Annotated in this window: 12 protein-coding genes; 10 read left to right on the forward strand and 2 right to left on the reverse strand. The window is 64.7% G+C overall.

Translation table 11 applies throughout. From position 1 onward, the window contains the following. Positions 1-659 precede the first annotated feature (659 nt). From AC6H1L_RS20980 to AC6H1L_RS21005, 6 genes are all read left to right on the forward strand, one after another. Positions 660-1226: a hypothetical protein gene (locus tag AC6H1L_RS20980; protein WP_497599400.1), complete on the forward strand. Its 567-nt coding sequence runs from the start codon at positions 660-662 to the stop codon at positions 1224-1226. Positions 1227-1432: 206 nt separating this feature from the next. Then, positions 1433-3946: a baseplate J/gp47 family protein gene (locus AC6H1L_RS20985; protein ID WP_497599401.1), complete on the forward strand. Its 2514-nt coding sequence runs from the start codon at positions 1433-1435 to the stop codon at positions 3944-3946. A 183-nt stretch (positions 3947-4129) separates the two neighbouring features. Beyond that, positions 4130-6664 carry a serine/threonine-protein kinase gene (locus AC6H1L_RS20990; protein WP_497599402.1) on the forward strand — a complete coding sequence of 845 codons (2535 nt, stop codon included), beginning with the start codon at positions 4130-4132 and terminating at the stop codon, positions 6662-6664. A 264-nt stretch (positions 6665-6928) separates the two neighbouring features. Further along, positions 6929-9397: a serine/threonine-protein kinase gene (locus tag AC6H1L_RS20995; RefSeq protein ID WP_497599403.1), complete on the forward strand. Its 2469-nt coding sequence runs from the start codon at positions 6929-6931 to the stop codon at positions 9395-9397. Positions 9398-9578: 181 nt separating this feature from the next. After that, positions 9579-10490: a R2-like ligand-binding oxidase gene (locus AC6H1L_RS21000; protein ID WP_497599404.1), complete on the forward strand. Its 912-nt coding sequence runs from the start codon at positions 9579-9581 to the stop codon at positions 10488-10490. A 325-nt stretch (positions 10491-10815) separates the two neighbouring features. Continuing rightward, a complete protein-coding gene (locus tag AC6H1L_RS21005; protein ID WP_497599405.1) occupies positions 10816-11244 on the forward strand; it encodes a thiol-disulfide oxidoreductase DCC family protein in 429 nt (142 codons plus the stop codon). A 24-nt stretch (positions 11245-11268) separates the two neighbouring features. Here the strand turns inward: AC6H1L_RS21005 and AC6H1L_RS21010 are convergent, their stop codons facing one another. Beyond that, complete coding sequence (locus AC6H1L_RS21010) at positions 11269-11769, reverse strand: hypothetical protein (protein ID WP_497599406.1); 501 nt, start codon at positions 11767-11769, stop codon at positions 11269-11271. Positions 11770-11944: 175 nt separating this feature from the next. After that, the gene (locus AC6H1L_RS21015; protein WP_497599407.1) at positions 11945-12985 is read right to left on the reverse strand and encodes a DNA methyltransferase; all 1041 of its coding nucleotides are present in this window, start codon (positions 12983-12985) and stop codon (positions 11945-11947) included. Between the two features lie 450 nt (positions 12986-13435). On the opposite strand from AC6H1L_RS21015, the gene AC6H1L_RS21020 reads away from it, so the two are divergent. The 4 genes from AC6H1L_RS21020 to AC6H1L_RS21035 all read left to right on the forward strand — a co-directional run bounded on the left by AC6H1L_RS21020 (position 13436) and on the right by AC6H1L_RS21035 (position 18351). Next, a complete protein-coding gene (locus AC6H1L_RS21020; protein WP_497599408.1) occupies positions 13436-14800 on the forward strand; it encodes an MFS transporter in 1365 nt (454 codons plus the stop codon). 131 nt (positions 14801-14931) lie between these two features. Beyond that, positions 14932-16455 (forward strand): pyridoxal phosphate-dependent decarboxylase family protein, encoded by a 1524-nt coding sequence (locus AC6H1L_RS21025; RefSeq protein WP_497599409.1) that lies wholly within the window; start codon positions 14932-14934, stop codon positions 16453-16455. A gap of 104 nt (positions 16456-16559) precedes the next feature. After that, a complete protein-coding gene (locus AC6H1L_RS21030) occupies positions 16560-17543 on the forward strand; it encodes an ABC transporter ATP-binding protein (protein ID WP_497599410.1) in 984 nt (327 codons plus the stop codon). 4 nt (positions 17544-17547) lie between these two features. Next, a complete protein-coding gene (locus AC6H1L_RS21035) occupies positions 17548-18351 on the forward strand; it encodes an ABC transporter permease (protein ID WP_497599411.1) in 804 nt (267 codons plus the stop codon). The last annotated feature ends 4 nt before the right edge of the window (positions 18352-18355 follow it).

The following is an 18355-nucleotide window of genomic DNA, read 5'->3' on the forward strand; positions in this document are numbered from 1 at the left end:
TGCCAGCTCTGCTGGACAAAGGCGCGAGCGACCCGCCTGACCGACCGTAGCAGATACCTCTCTCTTCTCTACACCGAGGTCCGCTTGCCTTTTGTCTGTCTCTCGTGAGTGCCAGCCGCGGGGGAGGAGGGCGCCCGCAGCGCCGGGTAGGGGCCAGTGCCAGTGGCCGTGCCCGGCGCCTGCGGGGCCGGCCCCCGCGTCGTTCATTCTTATAGCCATAAGATACACACCCACCTGCACACCCGCCCGGCCGACCCGACCGGCCCGATCGAAGCAAAGCGAAGCGAAGCGAGCCAGCCCCCAAGCCAGCGAGCCGGCCGGCCAGCCAACCAGCCCGAGCAGCGCCCTAAAAGAGACCTGGCCCAACCCAGCCATTGCCGTAGGCGGTCAGGATGGGGTATATATACCTCTAAACGAGCCTCGTGCCGAAAGCACTCTCACCCCGAGCAGTGTGCCTGAGTGAGAAGCGGGGGAACGTTCCCCGGGGGAGCACGGACCCCGAGCGTGGTGCCACTGTCGTCGCCAAAGCCAACCTGGAAGAACAGGCCAGGCCGCACCGCACCAGGTGCGGCCAACCATCCATCCGACCTTTCACCCAGAGAGCGAGTCGAGTAGAGTTCAACAGAGTTGTCTGGAACAGACAACAGGAGAGAGCGACAGTGAGCCAACGAGAGCGACAGGCAGGCGCCTTCATTCAAGGGCTCCTCATCGAGAAGCAATGCGACTATGACGCCTTCTATCATCTCACCTTTCTACTGCGCAACAACATCCTGCTACCGGTATTCAGCAGCGCCTCCCGAATTGTCGGATCGCACGGCAAGCCGGGGGTCCAACTGCAAGTCGGGAGAAACTATCACCTGCTGCTGCTGATCCGTCCGCGCCAGCTCAAATACCGCAGCGACGGAGAGAGCAGCGGGACGAGCGGCAGACTGGGACTGGTCGCCCTGGCCCTGCGGCAGATCGCGCGAGACGCGCGAGGCGTCTCAGGAGAGCGTGTCATCCTGCAGCACCATCCCGTAGCCGGGCGCATCATCGACCCTGACTGGGAATGGGAGAGACAGCGCTACATCCTGGTCGAGACGGCCATAGGGAGAGCCGTGCTCAACCGCAAAGCGGCGGAAGACGACCTCAAAGGGCGAGGAGGCGAGCTAGTCGCCGGGGGGCTGCTAGAGTGGGAACTATGGCGCAGCGAGCTACTGGCCATTCTCGACGGAGCTGGGGCCTAGTCTGCGGCTGACCAGCGAGGGAGCGAGCCGCCGGCCACCGGAGGCGGAAGGAGGGGCATGCGCGTGCCTGTTCCAGTTCAGCCGAAACCAGGGCGTCTGCTTTGCAAAACGTGGGCGTCGGCGATTGCGCACAGCGCGAAGGTAGTGTACAATGTAACCGGTTCAGGCGAAAAGGCTATTTCTTGGGACATGCGAGGGTAAGGCTGATGAGACAGGCAGATGGCTCAGAGCTGCTCGGTGCAGGCGACCCGCGTGCAGAGGAGATCGGCGTTATCTACGTTGCGCCTACCGACGAAAGAAAAGACGTACTGGTAGCGATTCTGACACAAGAGAAGCTTGGGCGCAAGCAGATTGCCATTGTCTTGCCGGAGCAAAATCGGGCATTTCAGCGCCGTGTAGACTTTGAAGTCCTGAAGATGCGGCGCAATCCGCAGGCGCGGCTCGTTTTTATTGCGCCGCCGCGCTCGGAGCCAGCGGAGTACGCGCGTCAGCGGCGCTTCCCGGTCTATTCTTCCCTGGACAACTTTGTCCGCTCACTGCAAGACACATGGGAAAAGGAAGAAGCCAGGGATCAGCGAGGGCAAGCCTGGCCGCAGCGGCTGCGTCGTCTGCTGCGGCTCCGCGGTGAAGAAGGCGAAGCGGCGAGCGCTGGCCGCACAGCCGGGGCGAGCCGACAGAAGCCGGGAACCGAGGCCAGCGCAGTCCCCCCTGAACCATCGCGACCGGCCTTTAGGGGAATCTCGCCGGGCGGCGTCGCGGCAGCCGGAGCGGCCGGAGCGGCGGCGGGTGCCGCGGCGGGCATGGGCTGGAGCGCCCTGCGGCGCGAACGCGAACGCGAGCGTGAGCGTGAGCAAGGCGGAGCGACGGAAGCGGCGGCGGACCAGCCTCTTGCGGAAGCAGGCGCTTTTGAGGAAGACCTGCCGCCGGTAGAAGGTGCCGTTCCTCCGGCGGCGGCCCGGAAGTCGGCTGCGGCCTCGGCCCCCGTGGTGCCGCAGGGGCCAGGACCGGCAGAGGAGCCAGAAGCCCCGCCCATCTCACTGCCAGAGGCGGGCGCGCCGGCGGCGAGGGCCCTGGAGGAAGAGCAGGAACAGGAGGCGGTCAAGGCTGGCAGCCCACCGCCGCGTGTGCCCTCTTCACAGGTCGAGCCGGGCATTATCCGCTTCCCCCACTCGCGCCGCATCACGGCCAAGTTACCGGCGGCGAGCAGTGCCTACGCGCCGGAGGGAGAGGCAGCGCAGCGCGGAGGAGGTCCGGCAGCGGGAGCGGCAGCCGGGGCCCTGGCAGGGGCCGCGGCGGGCGCGGCCTTCGCGGCGGCTGGCAGCAGCGGCGCCGCTGGGGGTGGCAGCGCTGGAGCCGGTGGAGCGACGGCGGCTCCGCCAAGCGGGGTCTCGACCTTGCCGCCACCGTTGACGCCCTTGCGCCAGCGCGGTTCGGGGCAACGCCGGCGCGGCGGGTTATGGCTGCTGCTGGCGGCCATTCTGCTGTTATTGTTGCTGATCGGCTGTGGAGCACTGGCGGCGGCCAGACCGGCCCTGTTTGGCACGGTGGCAGCGATGATGCCTTTTGGGTCGCCGGGGGCGACGGTGACGATTACGCCGACCAGCCGCGACTTGAAGAATCAGTATGTGATCACGGGGGTGACGGGGAGGCCCGACGCCGCCCAGCGCCAGGTACAGGCGCGCTTGTTGACGGCGGCCCCGGCGGCGCAGACGAAGACGGTCCAGGCGACGGGCCACGGCCAGACGCCCGGCGTGCAGGCGAAGGGAACGATTACGTTTAGCCACAATGCAGGGCAGGATGAATCTGTCTTACAAGGCACCTTCTTCTATGTACGTGGCATGAAGGTTGTCACCGATGCCACTGCTTACCTGCCTGCCGGCAACAGCTCGACAAGCGTTCCCGCCCATGTTGAGCCAGCGGGGTCGGCTGGCAACCTGCCTGCTGGAGCAGTCAATCAATATTGCTGTGGTCCCCGCCTAGAGATCCTTGCCGTCAGCAGCGCCTTCACCGGCGGGCAAGACCCGCAGAGCTTTACCTACGTGCAGCAGAGCGACATCGACAGCGCCGCCAACCCGCTCAAAGCCAGCCTGGCCCAGCAGGCCCAGCAACAATTTCAGCGCCAAATCCGCGCGGGCGAGCAACTCATCGGTCAGCCGAACTGCAGCACCAACGTCAAAAGCGACCACCGGGCCGGCGACCACGCCAGCAGCGTCACCGTCACCGTCTCGGCCAGTTGCAGCGGCGAAGCCTTCGACAAACAGACTGCCCTGCGCCTGGGCGCCAGCCTGCTCAGCCAGGAAGCCAGTAAGAGCCTCGGCCCGGGCTATGCGCCAGTCGGCCAGATCGTCACCACCATTAACGGCGCCGCCCCCATCAGCGGCGGCCAGGGCACCATCTCCATCACCGTCGCCGCCGAAGGACGCTGGGCCTACCAATTCGACAGCGCGCGCAAAGAGAGCCTGGCGCATCTCATCGCCGGCAAAACCAGGAACGAAGCCCTGCAGCTCCTGCAGCGGCAAACCGGCATCCAGGCAGCCGACATCGCCATCGCCCACGGCAGCGATCGCCTGCCCAGCGATGCCAACCAAATCACCATTACCATCAACAGCGTGAGCGGGCTGACACCGGTCCCCAGCGCCAGCAGCGGGTCAGGCAGCCCGCCCGCCACAGCCCCCACGACGCCCGTTCCGGGTAGTCCGGGACCGGCAGGCAAAGGCTAAGCGGCAAAGCGAGCGACCGCCTGAGCTACCGGCGCGCTCTGAGCCTCGCCTGAGAGGCGAGCCATTGTTTTGGTCAAAATCTGGCAATGAAAACGTGTCCTATTCTGAATACAATTTCTCTGGCAAAGCCTCAAAAGTGAAGTAGGAAGCGGCCCGCCAGACGAACCGGGGAGGGCTTCGTCTATGGGACAGAGCAAAGAAACCAGGGAATCGGGAGAGCGCCGGGGAGATGACCAGCGCATCATCGGCGACTACGAACTCATCCGCCGACTGGGACGTGGCGGCTTCAGCACCGTCTACCTGGCACGGCATCGCATCCTTAGCCGCTGGTCGCGCGTCGCGCTCAAGCACCTGCACACGCCGCTAGACTCCCCAGAAGCCCGGGAGCAGTTCAGTGCCGAAACCCGCCTGCTAGAGCAGCTCAGCCATCCGCACATCCTGCCCCTGCTGGACGCTGGCATCGATCAAGATGAATTCCCCTATCTGGTCACGCCCTACGCTGCGGGTGGCTCGCTGCGCCAGCGCCTGCGCCGGGCAGGAGGGCACCCCCTCCCCATAGAAGAGCTGGTCCAAATCATCAGCCAGATCGGCGCCGCCCTGCAGTATGCCCACGGACGTGGCGTCATCCACCGCGACCTCAAACCTGAGAACATTCTCTTCGACGCCGACGGCCAGGCCCTGCTGGCCGACTTCGGCATGGCCCTCCTGCTCTCCTCGCGCAGCCTGGAAGCCGTCAGCCTGAGCGGCACGCCGGCCTACATGGCCCCCGAACAATTTCGCGGGCAGGTCGGGCGAGCCAGCGATCAATACGCACTCGCCTGCATCGCCTACGAGCTGAGCACGGGGCGACGCGTCTTTGACGAACAGGAGCCGCTGGCCCTGATGCGCTGCCACGTCGAAGAAGACCCCGAACCGCCGCGGCGCTTCAACCCCCACCTGCCGCCGGCGGTCGAAGCAGCCATCCTGCGCGGACTGGCCAAAGAGCGCGAGGCGCGCTATCCCTCCGTTGGCGACTTTGTAGCGGCCCTGCTCGCTGGCGCCGGCGCCCTGGTCCCACCGCAGCCGCAAGCCGCGCCGGCATGGAAGGGCGCCATTTGGGGCGAGCCCGCAGCCCAGGCTGTCCCCGGTGCTGGCGGGGCCACGCAGATGCTCCCCGACGAGTCGGAAGCAGAGCACAAGCCAGAGTGGCTGGGGCTGGCCAACCTGCCGCGGCGCGCCGCGGTCCAACGCGAGCGGCAGGCGGAAGGCGAGACGCGGCGCCAGGTCAGCCAGCGCGAGACCTGGTGGCGCTTCCCACACCTGCGCCGCCTGCAGGCCAGGCGAGAGCTGCCCGGAACCGGCGAGGGCGGCCAGGAGCCGGGGCTGTCCATGCCCCCAGCCCTCCGGGACCAAAGCGCCATCCGCCCGGCCTTGCCAGAGCCATCCAGGAAGGGCCTCAAAAGCGTTGTTCACCCGTTCGAGGGAGCAGCGCCGTCCACGAGGTCCCTCGGAAGGCCTCAAGGGAAGAAGCATACAACGGTCCAGCGCCGACGCGGGCTCCTGCTGGTCAGCAGCGCTGCAGTAGTGCTGGCCCTGCTGACAGGCCTGGTCGTAGCCTATGCCGATCCGCTAGCCCTTGGCCCGCTTGGGGCGGCCCTGCCGATCGGCTCCCCGCTGGCGACGGTGCGGATCACGCCGGCCAGCGTGCTGCTGACGCGCCAGTACCTGATCACGGCTGTACTGCAAACACCCAGCGCGGCCCTGCGCCAGATCCAGGCCCGCCGCCTGAGCGCCACGCTGCGCTCGCCGGCCAAGACGGTGCAGGCCACCGGCCACGGCATGACGCCAGCTACGCAGGCGCATGGGACGATTACGTTTTTTAATGAAGCAGGTGTTTCTCAGACGGTCCCCCAGGGGACACTTTTCAACATTGCAAAAGCTAACCTCAGCGTTGTCACAGACGAGACAGTGACAATAGCGCCTGTACAAGATTTGAACAATCCCCCATCTGCCACAGCCAAGGCGCATGTCATCCAACCTGGTGCAGCAGGGAATTTACCTGCTCGTGCAATTGATAACTGGTGTTGCTCTAGTGAGCTGGATATCTGGGCCAGAAGCAGCGCCTTCACCGGAGGGCAAGACCCGCAGCCCTACACCTACATCCAGCGCAGCGACATCGACAACGTCGCCAACCCGCTCAAAGCGAGCCTCTTGCAGCAGGCCCAGGGGCAGATTCAGCAGCAAGCGCGCAGCGGCGAGCGCCTGGTTGGCCCCGACTGCAGCACCGCCATCAACAGCAACCACCAGGTCGGCGACCACGCCAGCAGCGCCACCATCACCGTCTCAGCCACTTGCAGCGCCGAAGCCTATAACCAACAAGCCGCCCTCGACATGGCGACAACCCTTCTCCAACAAGAAGCCGCCCGCGACCCGGGGCCGGCCTACGCCCTCGCAGGCCAGATCAGCAGCACCATCATCGACGCCAGCCTCGCCGACCCCCAGAGCGGGCGCCTCATCATCACCGTGAAAGCGCAAGGGCGCTGGACGTATCGATTCAATGAGGGAGCACAACAGCACCTGATTCAAGTCCTCGCCGGCAAAAGCCGCAGCCAGGCCCTGCAACTTCTCCAGCGGCAACCCGGCGTCAGCCAGGCGGACATCAACATCGTCCGCAGCAACAACGATCAGCTCCCCGACAACCCGGCCCTGATCGCCGTCATCATCGAAAACAGCTCCTAGCGACTGAAGGAGCACCATCGGCGACATTGGCAGAAGTCAACAGGCGGGAAAAACCACCGCTGAGCAAAACGTCCGTACAGGTAGGTCAACAGCCGACGACTGTGGTACAATAAAACGACAGCCAGAGCAGCAAAGCAAGCCGACCGACAGGGCAGAGGAAGCGGCCGGCCTCGCCGTGCCGGAGAGAAGACCGCCCCACCCTCGTCGTCGGAACCGAACCGAAACGCACCGAATCGCCACAGATGAAAGGATAGAGACGCAGGCATGCTCGCGTTGGAAGGCAGGCAGCTTGGTAACTACGACGTCATCCGGCGCATTCGCGTCGGAGGCATGGGCGCCGTCTACGAAGGGCGCCAGAGGACCGCCTTTGGCAGGCGCGTCGCCATCAAAGTCATCCTGGGCGACTACGCCAGCGACCCCGACATGCGCCGGCGCTTCGCCCGCGAAGCGCGCACCATCGCCCGCCTGCACCACCCGCACATCCTACCCCTCATCGAATTTGGAGAAGAGCAAGGGCTACTCTACCTCGTCATGCCCTTCATCGACGGCGGCACCCTGACCAGCTACCTGCGCCGCATCTACCGGCCCCACGTCACCGGGCGCGACCCCATCCCCTTCAACCTGCACGAACTCATCGACATGTACCTGCAGCTCCTCGACGCCGTCGAATACGCCCACGACGAAGGCCTGGTCCACCGCGACATCAAAACCTCCAACGTCCTCCTGGAGCTGCAGCGCAGCGGCGTCCCTCACGTCTACCTGGCCGACTTTGGCCTTGTCAGACCGGCGCGCCAGGCCGAGAGCCAGATCGGCCGTCCCATCCCCCTCGACCAGGTGCCCGGCACCCCCCAGTACATGGCCCCCGAACAAACGCGGGGCATCGTCACCACCCTCACCGACATCTACGCCCTTGGCGTCCTCCTCTTCCAAATGCTCACCGGCGAACTGCCCTACGACGACCCCGACGACATCAAAGTCATCCAAATGCACCTGCGCGCCCCCATCCCACGGCCCTCGCGCCGCAACCCGCGCATCCCAACGGCCTTCGACCGCGTTGTCCGCAAAGCCATGGCCAAACGGGACGACGAGCGCTTCCAGAGCGTAGCCGCCCTGCGCGAGGCCGTCCTCCTGGCCCTCGAAGGCGAGCAGCCAGAACCAGAGCAACTCATCGCCCCCGAAGCGCCAGAAGACTGGCCCGAGCTGGCAGGCGAACTACCGCGCGCACGGCACCACTCGCGCCCGCTCCCCCCGCTGGACTACGCCTACAGCGGCGGCGCCGAAGAGCCACAGATCGAAGAACTGCCGCCCGAAGAAGACATCGCCGCCGCTACCACCCTACCCGACATCACAGCGGAAGCCCTCTCGCGGCCCCGCACAGAGGCCCGCTCGCGCCAGGAGCCGCGCCCCGTCGCCCTGTCCATGCCCGAACCGCTCACCATCCCGCGCCGGGCCCGCCCGCCGATCCAGGCGCACCCGGCCATCCAACGCATCACCGAAGAACCACAGCCCCCACTGCGCCGGCAACCAGCCATGCGCAGCGGCCAACGCCCGCTGTCCCTCTTCATCGCCATCATCCTGATCATCGTAGCCATCCTGCTCCTCCTCCTGGCAGCGCGCGCCCTCAACCTCGGCCTGCTCCCCTCCGGCCTCCCCCTACTGGGAGCCGACCCCGGCACCGTCATCACCATCAGCGTCCAAAGCCGCACCCTTCAGGACACCTACCTCCTCACGGCCTCGCCCCAGGTCCAGGCCACCAACCCTGACACACGCATCATCCCGGCGCGGCTCCTCAACGCCAACCGTAGCCTCACGCAAACCGTGGCCACCAGCGGCACCCGCACCATACCGGCCAGCAACGCCCGAGGCCTCCTGCTCTTCACCAATCACAGCCTGCAGCCGGTCACCGTCCCAGCAGGCAGCACCTTCACCGGCACCTCGGGCATCAGCGTGCGCCTTCTGACCACCGTCGTCGTCCCACCGCGCCAGAACGACCAGGACGGCACAGCCAGCGCGCCCGCCCAGGCCCTCAGCGCCGGCGCCCAGGGCAACATTCCCGCCGGCGACATCAGCCAGCCCTGCTGCGGGCGCCCGAGCCAGGTCCAGGTGACCAACCCCAGCCCCTTCAGCGGGGGCAGCGACAGCCAGGTCGTTCACATCGTCGCCCAGGCCGACCTTGACCGCGTCCGTCAGAACCTGCTCCCCCAGCTTGAGCGCCAACTGAGCGACCAACTCCAGGCCGCCCTCAAAGCCGGCGAAACCCTGGCTGGCGCCCCCACCTACCAGACCAGCATCCAGGCCGACCCGGCGCCCGGCAACCAGGCCACCCAAGTGCGCGTCCAAGTACGCGTCAGCGCCAGCGCCACCGCCTACAACCCGGCCCAGGCGCGCCAACTCGCCAGCGACCTTCTCAGCCGCCAGGCCCAGCGTAGCCTGGGGAGCACCTACCGCCTGCGACCGCGCAGCCTCAGCGCCTCAGCGCCCGTCGTCGTCCAGCGGGATAACCACGGCCTTGTCTACCTGAGCGTCAGCGTCCGCGGCATCTGGAGCTACCAGATCAGTCCCCAAACGATTGCCCGCTGGCAGCAGGACCTGCGCGGCACCAGCAGCGCCGTCGCCCTCGCCTACCTGCGCGCCCAGCCCGGCGTTGCCGCGGTGCAGATCCGCCTGCCCCCCGGCAGCCAGACCCTGCCCCAGCGCGCCGACCAGATCCAGATCGCCATCAACGACCACTAGCCACCCACCCCCGCAGCCTCCCACTCGCTCCCTTCCCCACCTTGCGCAGCCCGCCGCGCCCCTTGACAGCCCCCCGGCGCGGCAGGTATCATTGAAAAAGATAACTGACTGGTAGTCAGTCAATAAGCCCTGGCCGGCGGCCAGGCCAGCCGGGCTGCTCACGAAAGCAGGCAAAGCCACCATGACACAGACCACACACGCCGCATTCATCACCACCAGCGAGCGCGGGCTACGCCACGACATCCTGCCGATGCGCCTCTACCACAAAGCCAAAAAACTCGGCATCTGGGACCCGCGCGCCATCGACTTCTCCCAAGACATCCAGGACTGGCAGCGCCTCACCGAGGGAGAGCGCGAAACCCTGCTCTACCTCAGCTCCCTCTTCCAGGCTGGCGAAGAGAGCGTCACCCTGGACCTGCTCCCGCTCATCCTCACCATTGCCCGCGAGGGGCGGCTTGAAGAAGAGATGTACCTGACCACCTTCCTCTGGGAAGAGGCCAAACACACCGAATTCTTCCGCCGCTTCCTCGACGAAGTCGCCCACGAACACAGCGACCTCCATCGCTACCATACCCCCAGCTACCGCAAGATCTTCTACGAAGAGCTGCCCCAGCGCATGCATGCCCTCCTCAGCGACCCCTCGCCCGAAGCCCAGGCCCGCGCCAGCGTCGTCTACAACATGATCGTCGAAGGCGTCCTGGCCGAGACCGGCTATCATGCCTACTTCAACATGCTAGAGCGCCTCAACATCCTGCCTGGCCTGCGCCAGGGCGTCGGCTATCTCAAACGAGACGAATCCCGCCACCTGGCCTACGGCGTCTTCCTCCTCTCACGCCTGGTCGCCCAAGAGCCGCGCCTCTGGGACGTCATCCAGACCTACATGAGCGAACTCCTCACCTACGCCCTGGGCGTCATCAACGAACTCTTCGAAGCGCGCGCCTCACAAGAAAACCCACCCTTCGAACTGCAACTTGACGAATACCTCACCTACGCAACGGCGCAGTTCCAGAAACGCCTTGACCGCATCGGGCGCGCCCGACAACAAACCCTGGAAGAAATCTACCGCTCAAGCGATCCAGACGAGCCGGCCTAGCCTTCTTTGCAGCGTCTCCCTCCCACGCTATGTATGGTCACCGCTCTACAAGGCCCTCTGAGTCTGCCCCACATGGCCCAGACTCAGAGGGCCAACGCCTCCCCGCCCGCTGACCACAACCAGCGAACCTGCCCCCACGCCAGCGAGCGAAGGAAAGATTGTGCTACACTCATCAGAGAAAGACAAAGAAGAAGACCGGCCCAGGACCCACGACCAGCTCAGCCGGAAGACCAAACCCGGCCCCACGCCCGCCAGCCCGGGCCGAGCAGGGACCTGGCTACCTGGCTGCTGCAGAAGAACCACTCACCGCCCGGAGGACAACACCATGCCGGATCAGCCAAGTCGCCATCCCAGCAAGCCACTTGTCATCTTCGACGGTAGCTGCGACTTCTGCACCGCGACCGCCGAACTCATCCAGCGCCTGGATTGGCGCCGGAGGCTCACCTGTCTCCCATTCCAAATCGAGGGCCTGCCGGAGCGCTACGGCCTCAGCGTCAGCCAGTGCGAAGAGAGCGTCTGGACCATCCTCCCCGACGGACGCCGCTACCGCGGGGCCCAGGCCATCAGCCTGATCCTCGACCTCCTGCTCGGCCTCCCCCTCTTCCAGAGCCTCTATCGCCTTCCTCCACTGGCCGCCCTTGCAGAGCGCCTCTATCGCTGGGTGGCCACCCACCGCCAGTATCTCCCGGGCGTCAAACCCTTCTGCCAGCGCCCCGGAGCCCCCTGCGGCCCGGCCTCACGTCCACCCTCGTGACGGGACGGCCCCACGGTGAGGACCTTACTCGGCCAGCGGCTCCGTCGCCAGACCTCCGCTGCGCAGCGCCTGGCGCATGCGCTCCACCTCCTGCGCATCGTGGAGAAAGCGCTCACTATAGGAGCGCTGCCAGATGCGCAACGGAGGCGTCGGACTCGGCGCCCGCACCTGCTCCAGATGCGCCAGCCAGGCCACAGCCACCAACGACTTAAACGCCTCCACCACCCGCCCGAGCGTCATCGCCTTGTTCGTATTGCCCTCAAAGGAAATGATAAATTGCACCTGCTGCGGCCCGATCACAAATGTATCCAGGATCAGCCCAGGAAAAGGCCGCGGCAGCGCCTGCCAGGTCTCTTCCAGAATGCGCCGCAAGGCCGGGTCCTCAAAGCTGGGAGCATACGGCTCGGCCTGAATAGTCACCAAATACGTCCCTGTCCAGCCATAGTTATGCGTCGGCAAGCGCAGAGGACGACCAACAGCGCTCTTCTCATAGCGGGGGGTATGGGGAATCACCAGCTTCTTCATACGCAGCACACCTCTTTCCACCTTTCCTCATCCACACAAACACAAAAATACCAGAGAAAGACACCTTTCCGAGAAGAAAAGATACTTCCTTGCAGGAGCTCTCTCTAGAGGATAGCACACGAGCGGACCCAGAACAAGTCACCAGGACTGGCCCAATAGGGCGTACCGCCGCCCCTCACTCGAGAGCAACCACGCGCTGCAGGCAGAAAGCACGGCGCGGCCTGATCTGCAGCAGGCGCTCACGCGTCACCTCGATGGCCAGCGGACTCCCATCGCAGGCGATCCAGCGCCGGCCCAGACGCTCGGCCACCGCCGGCGTCACCCCACTCCCGCAGAAACAATCCAGCACCAGATCATTCACCTCGCTGGAGGCCAGCACAATGCGCTCCAACAGCGCCGCCGGCTTCTGAGTGGCGTAGCCGTTGCGCTCAGGATCACGCTGGTGCAGATGGCTGATATCACACCACACATCGGCGGGCGTCATCGGTTCATCGGCATAGTAGCGATAGAGACGACCCCCCGAACGGATCGTCCAGCAGACGCGCCCATCGGCCTCCACCTGGCGCCGCATATGATTGCGCCGCTCGCTCCCCCGCAGCGGACCCACCCGCTCGCCGTGAAAGCAATACTGGCGCGAGCGCGTGTAGAGCAGCAGCGTATCATGTTTACGAGCAAACCCCCGCGAGCGTCGGGGCCGTCCGCCCGAATGATAATGCCAGATGATCTCATTCTGGAAGCCACCGCCGTCAGCGGCAGCCGCGCGAAAAACCTCATCGAGCAGCAGCCGCGCGAAATGCACAGTGCGCCAGTCTAGATGCACATAGAGGCTGCCATGAGGAGCCAGCAGCCGGTAGAGCAACAAGAACGTCTCATAGAGCCACTGCAAATACGCATCAAGATTATGCTGCCAGCGATCATCGTAGGCCAGGCCCCGCCTGCCGCGATAAGTGCGTTCCGTCATAAAGGGCGGATCAATATAGATCAGATCAACCGCCCCGGCGAACTCAGCCAGCAGAGCTGCCAGCACCTGGCCCTTATCACCATAAATCAAACGATTCTCCCAGAGGTCAACACCCCCGCTCACAAGACTCCCCTCCGATCCCCCCTCCGCAGGCTCTCCCTCGCCAGGAAAGCGCTCACAGGTCTCCACACGCAGCCTGGAAGGAACCCCTTGCGCGTAAGGATTATGCTTCTGCTGCCAGATCAGTTCTGCCACGGCTCCTGAGCTGCTTCCTTCCCGTGCGGGACTCCTAACAGCGGAGACTGCGGGACAGGTGCGCCAGCACCGCCGCCTCGCCCCGCCTGTCTGCCTATGGCCCTCGCCCCGGACAGGGCGACGAGCACAATCCATTACTATAGCACAGGGTAGCTCTGCCGAGAAGAGCCACCTTTGCCCTTGGCTTCCCACCCCTATCTCCATATAGACATATGAAGCCCACAGAGAGTACAATCAATACTAGTGGGAACATGAGGAAGGGCGGGAGCGACAACCGCAAGACAGAGGGAGGTGAAAGAGACTCAAGCCCAGCTCCCTACAACACCCGTCAGACAACGCACCCCTACTGGCGCCCACCGCCGGGCGACCTGGGCTGCTCCCTGGTGAGTAGCCCGCAGCGCGCTGAGCACGCGCACCCTTATCATCATTGCAACGGAGGCAAAACGCCCAATGGAAGCAGCAGAAACCCGCATCACGGTCGCCTCACGCATTGATCGCCTGCCCCTTTCCTCGCTCCACCGCAGGCTCAGCTTTGTACTTGGCATCGGCACCTTTTTCGACCTCTACGATATTTTCCTGGGTGGTCTGCTAGGCGCCGTTCTGGCTCCCCTCTTTCACCTCTCCACCCTCGAAACGGCCCTGGTCATCGGCTCAGGCTTCTTCGGCATGTTCGTCGGCGCCATTGCCCTCGGCATCATTTCGGACTACATCGGGCGGCGCAGCATGTACATGATCGACCTGCTGATCTACTCTCTCTTCTCTCTCATCGCCGCCTTCGCCCCAAACTTCATCTGGGTAGTCATCTTTCGCTTCCTGGCGGGCATCGGCCTGGGAGCGGAGCCGCCCCTCACCGACATCTACATGGGCGAAATGATCCCACGCCACGCCCGTGGGCGCTACACAGCCTGGTCCTATACCCTCGGCTTCTTCGGCGTCCCCCTGGCCGGCTTTGTCGGGCGCTTCGTCGTCAAAGGCAGCTTCCTGGGGCTGGACGGCTGGCGCTGGCTGCTCATCGTGGGCTCCCTGGGTGCCGTCATCGTCTGGCTCCTGCGCCGCAACCTGCCTGAGTCGCCGCGCTGGTACGAAATTCGCCAGGACGAAGCCGCTGCCAACGCAGCTCTCGTCACCATTGAAGAGCAGGTCATGCGCGAACACGGCCTGAAGGAGCTACCCGAGCCGCAGCCAGTGGTCGTCGAACCCCAGACGCGGGCCACCATTGCCGAAATCTTCAGCGGCATCTATGCCAAACGCACCATCATGCTCTGGATTTTCCAGATCCTGCAGACCGTCGGCTACTACGGCTTCGGCTCCCTGGCCCCGGTCGTCCTCACCGCCAAGGGCTTCAGCGTCGTCAACTCCCTGAGCTACGTCGCCCTCAGCTTCCTCGGCTACCCCCTCGGCTCCTTCATCTCCATCTTCCTCGTTGAGCGGGTCGAGCGCAAATGGCTGATCGTCATCTCAGCCTTACTGATCGCCCTCTTTGGCCTCAGCTTTGGCTTTGCCACCTCGGCCATCGTCCTGGTCATCTCCGGCTTCCTGCTCACCACCGTCAGCAATATCTTCTCCAACGCTTTCCATATCTACCAGGCCGAAATTTTCCCGACGCGCATGCGCGGTACTGCCGTCGGCATCGCCTATAGCCTGAGCCGCCTCGTGAGCGCGATCCTGCCTTTTGTCGCCTTGCCTGTCCTCCACTCGCTGGGAGCAGTCGCCGTCTTCGCCGGTGAGGCTATCCTGCTGGGCCTCCTCTGCCTGGATGTGGCCCTGCTCGGCCCCCGCAGCACCGGGCGCACGCTCGAAATTATCGCCCGCTAGCCTCCCGCGTTCACCGCGCGGCTCGGCACACGCACGCCTCCTGAGCTGAACAGGCCTTGTCAGCCGGGCAAGCCGGGAGGAGAATAGAAGGCTGAGAGACGAAGGCCCTCTCAGCCTTCGCTGTCTTTCAGATGCCCTACGATACGAGAGGAGTGCAGATCACTGCTATGCTGGATCTCAGCGACCTTCCGCTCTCGGCCTTTATCGCCCCGGACGGCAGTAATCGCCAGGCCGTCGCCTCCCTGCTGGAGCAGGCCCTCAGTCTTACCCTTGACTACGCTGCTCATGCCGGCGAGCTTCCTCCTTTGCCAGATGCGCAGCCTGACTTGCCCGCAACCGCTCTGCCACTGCAGGGCCTGTCAGAGGAACAGCTGCTAACCGCCTTGCGCCATCTCATCGCCGCCTCCCTGCATCCAGCTCACCCCGGCTATATTGGCCACATGGACTCACTGCCGACGACCATGTCGCTGGTGGGGGACCTGCTGAGTGCAGCGCTCAATAACAATATGCTCAGCTTCGAGCTGTCACCGCTCTTTTCGCGCCTGGAATGGCAGACGCTGCGCGAGCTGGCGCAGCTCTTCGGCCTGGGGCCGCGCTCCGGCGGCCTCCTCCTGAGCGGCGGCAGCCTGGCCAATCTGGAAGCCCTGGCCATCGCGCGCAACCATATGCTAGGACTGAGCGATGGCGCGCTCAGCTCGCTCGACGCGCGTCCGGTCCTCTTCGCTTCCGCCGCGGCCCATACCTCGCTGCAAAAGGCCGCCATGCTCCTTGGGCTTGGCAGTCAGGCCGTCATTTCCGTCCCCCTCGACGCGGGCGGCCATCTCGATGTCCAAAGGCTCCCCACGCTGATCGAGCAGGCGCAGGCGCGCGGCGAACGCCCGTTCTGTGTGGTCGCGACCGCCGGCACCACCGTCGCGGGCCTGATCGATCCGTTGGAGGCCATTGCCACGGTGGCCCACCGCTATGGCCTCTGGTTCCACGTCGATGCAGCCTACGGCGGGGCCCTCATTTTCTCGGAGCACCTCCGCCAGCGCCTGGCCGGCATCGAGCAGGCCGATTCCCTGACCTTCAATCCTCAGAAATGGCTCTATGTGGCGAAGACCTGCGCCATGCTGCTCCTGCGCGACACAGCACTGTTCACACGAGCCTTTCGCATTCCCGTTCCCTACATGCGCGAGCCCCAGACCGACGAAAGCGACAACTCGCCGCCCAACCTCGGAGAGATCGGCCTGCAAGGGACGCGCCACAGTGATATTCTCAAGCTCTGGCTCTCTCTCCAGCACCTGGGTCGGCGTGGCTACGCCCGCCTCGTGGAGCAGACCTGTCAGCTCGCTACGCTGGCTTATGCGCGCCTGCGCTCTCTGCCTGCGCTGCGCTTCGCCCACCCCCCAGAAACGAACCTGCTTTGTTTCCGCGCCGAGCCGCCTTGGTTGCCCCCCGCCGCCCACGATGAACTCAATGCCCGCCTGCAAGCGGCGCTGCTGGAGCAAGAGCGCATCTTCCTTTCGCTCCCGCTCTACCAGGGTAAGCGCTGGCTGCGCGCCGTGCTGCTGAATCCCTACACCGATGAGCACCTCATCGAACGGCTGGCTACCAGGTTGGCTCGCCTCCTGGAGCAGGAGCGTCAGCGTCACGGCGCCGCGCCGGCTCCCTGACCGCATTGACGTCCCGTGGTCGCTGTCCGCTATACTGAGACAAGCGACCAATGCGACTATCAGGGATACCGGACAGCTTCCCTGACCAAGGAGTCAGCCAGACTATGACAAGCTCTGCTGCGATCAGCGTTGAGCATCTGCGCAAAGTCTACCGCGTCTACGAGCGTGAGGCCGGCCTGCGCGCCGCCTTGCGCGGTCTCATCCAACGGCAAGTGCAAGAGGTGATCGGCGTCGATGACCTGACCTTTACCATCGAGCCGGGCGAGATCGTCGGCTTTCTCGGCCCCAATGGGGCCGGCAAGACCACAACCCTCAAGATGCTCGCAGGCCTGCTCTATCCCAGCGCTGGCACGCTCCATGTCCTGGGCTACGTTCCCTGGCGCCGTGAGCGCTCGTTTCTGCGTCAGATTGCTCTCGTCATGGGACAGCGCCAGCAATTGATCTGGGATATCCCGGTCAGTGATTCCTTCGAGCTGAACCGCGCTATCTACCGTCTTCCGTCAGCCCAGTATCGCCAGACGCTCGATGAATTAACGGATTTGCTCGAACTCGCGCCGCTGCTGCAGAAGCCTGTACGCAACCTTTCGTTGGGAGAGCGCATGAAATGCGAGATTGCGGCCTGCCTTCTGCATCGCCCGCGTGTGCTCTTTCTTGACGAGCCAACCATCGGCCTCGATGTTGTTATGCAGCGCCGCATTCGCGATTTTGTGCGCGAGTACAATCGTCGCACTGGGGCCACCGTTCTGCTGACCAGCCATTATATGGCCGATGTCGAGGCTCTCTGTCGGCGAGTGATCCTGATCCATCACGGGAAGATGCTCTTTGACGGCGATCTCAGCCGCCTGATCGAGCGCTTCTCGCCTTACAAGACGATCGTGCTGCGCTTGGACGAGCCGGCCGATCTGCACCCCTACGGCGAAATTATTGGTCAGAGCGAGGACCAGATCACCCTGCGTGTTCCCAAAGGCGAGGTCGCCCGCGTGACTGCCCGCCTCTTGAGCGAGTTGCCGGTGATCGACCTCAGCGTCGAGGATCCTCCCATCGAGGCCGTCATCGAGCACATCTTTACCCAAGAGGAGGTAGTCTGAAGCCATGCGCCATCTTCTGGCCGTCTACCGCCAGCAACTCAAAACATGTCTGGCCGAACAGCTTCAATACCGGGCCGCCCTCATCATCTGGCTCATTGAGGTGGCCCTGGGGCCGGCGGTCTCCGTCAGCGTCTGGTCAACCGTGGCCCGCAGCGAAGGAGGAGAAGTCAATGGCTACAACTCGGCGAGCTTCGCGGCCTATTTTCTCGCTACCATGCTGGTCAACTACGCTACCCAGACCTGGGTATTTTGGGAATTCAGCCGCCGCGTGCGCGAAGGCGAGTTCTCGCCGCTGCTCTTGCGGCCCATCCACCCGATTCACGCCGACCTGGCCGACAACCTGGCCTACAAGATCCTGATGCTGCCTGTCATTGCCCTCGTCGCGCTGATCCTCTTCTTCACCTTCCACGCCCGGATCACGCTGAGCCTGGGCAGCCTGCTGGCCTTCCTGCCCGCCCTCGCTCTGGCCTTCGCCCTGCGCTTCATCCTGGAATGGACCCTGGCCCTGCTGGCCTTCTGGCTGACCCAGGTCAACGTGATCAATCAGCTCTATGTGGTCGTTGTGCTCTTCCTCTCGGGGCAGCTCGTCCCTTTGTCCTTCCTGCCTGCGCCTGTGCAGACGGCCTCTGCCTGGCTACCGTTCCAATGGATGGTCGCCTTCCCGGCGGAGCTGCTGGTCAATCGCCTGGCTCCGTCGGCGATCGTTACCGGCCTGCTCGCTCAGCTGGCCTGGCTGCTGGTCGCCCTCGCCCTCCTGGCCTTCACCTGGCAGCGCGGTATCAGACGCTATACGGCAGTAGGAGGATGAAGTG

The organism is Thermogemmatispora argillosa, assembly GCF_059696725.1.

Coding starts and splice junctions, on each gene's coding strand:
- AC6H1L_RS20985 (WP_497599401.1), top strand. CDS start 1,433: ATGAGACAGGCAGATGGCTCAGAGCTGCTCGGTGCAGGCGACCCGCGT.
- AC6H1L_RS20990 (WP_497599402.1), top strand. CDS start 4,130: ATGGGACAGAGCAAAGAAACCAGGGAATCGGGAGAGCGCCGGGGAGAT.
- AC6H1L_RS20995 (WP_497599403.1), top strand. CDS start 6,929: ATGCTCGCGTTGGAAGGCAGGCAGCTTGGTAACTACGACGTCATCCGG.
- AC6H1L_RS21000 (WP_497599404.1), top strand. CDS start 9,579: ATGACACAGACCACACACGCCGCATTCATCACCACCAGCGAGCGCGGG.
- AC6H1L_RS21005 (WP_497599405.1), top strand. CDS start 10,816: ATGCCGGATCAGCCAAGTCGCCATCCCAGCAAGCCACTTGTCATCTTC.
- AC6H1L_RS21010 (WP_497599406.1), bottom strand. CDS start 11,769: ATGAAGAAGCTGGTGATTCCCCATACCCCCCGCTATGAGAAGAGCGCT.
- AC6H1L_RS21020 (WP_497599408.1), top strand. CDS start 13,436: ATGGAAGCAGCAGAAACCCGCATCACGGTCGCCTCACGCATTGATCGC.
- AC6H1L_RS21025 (WP_497599409.1), top strand. CDS start 14,932: ATGCCCTACGATACGAGAGGAGTGCAGATCACTGCTATGCTGGATCTC.
- AC6H1L_RS21030 (WP_497599410.1), top strand. CDS start 16,560: ATGACAAGCTCTGCTGCGATCAGCGTTGAGCATCTGCGCAAAGTCTAC.
- AC6H1L_RS21035 (WP_497599411.1), top strand. CDS start 17,548: ATGCGCCATCTTCTGGCCGTCTACCGCCAGCAACTCAAAACATGTCTG.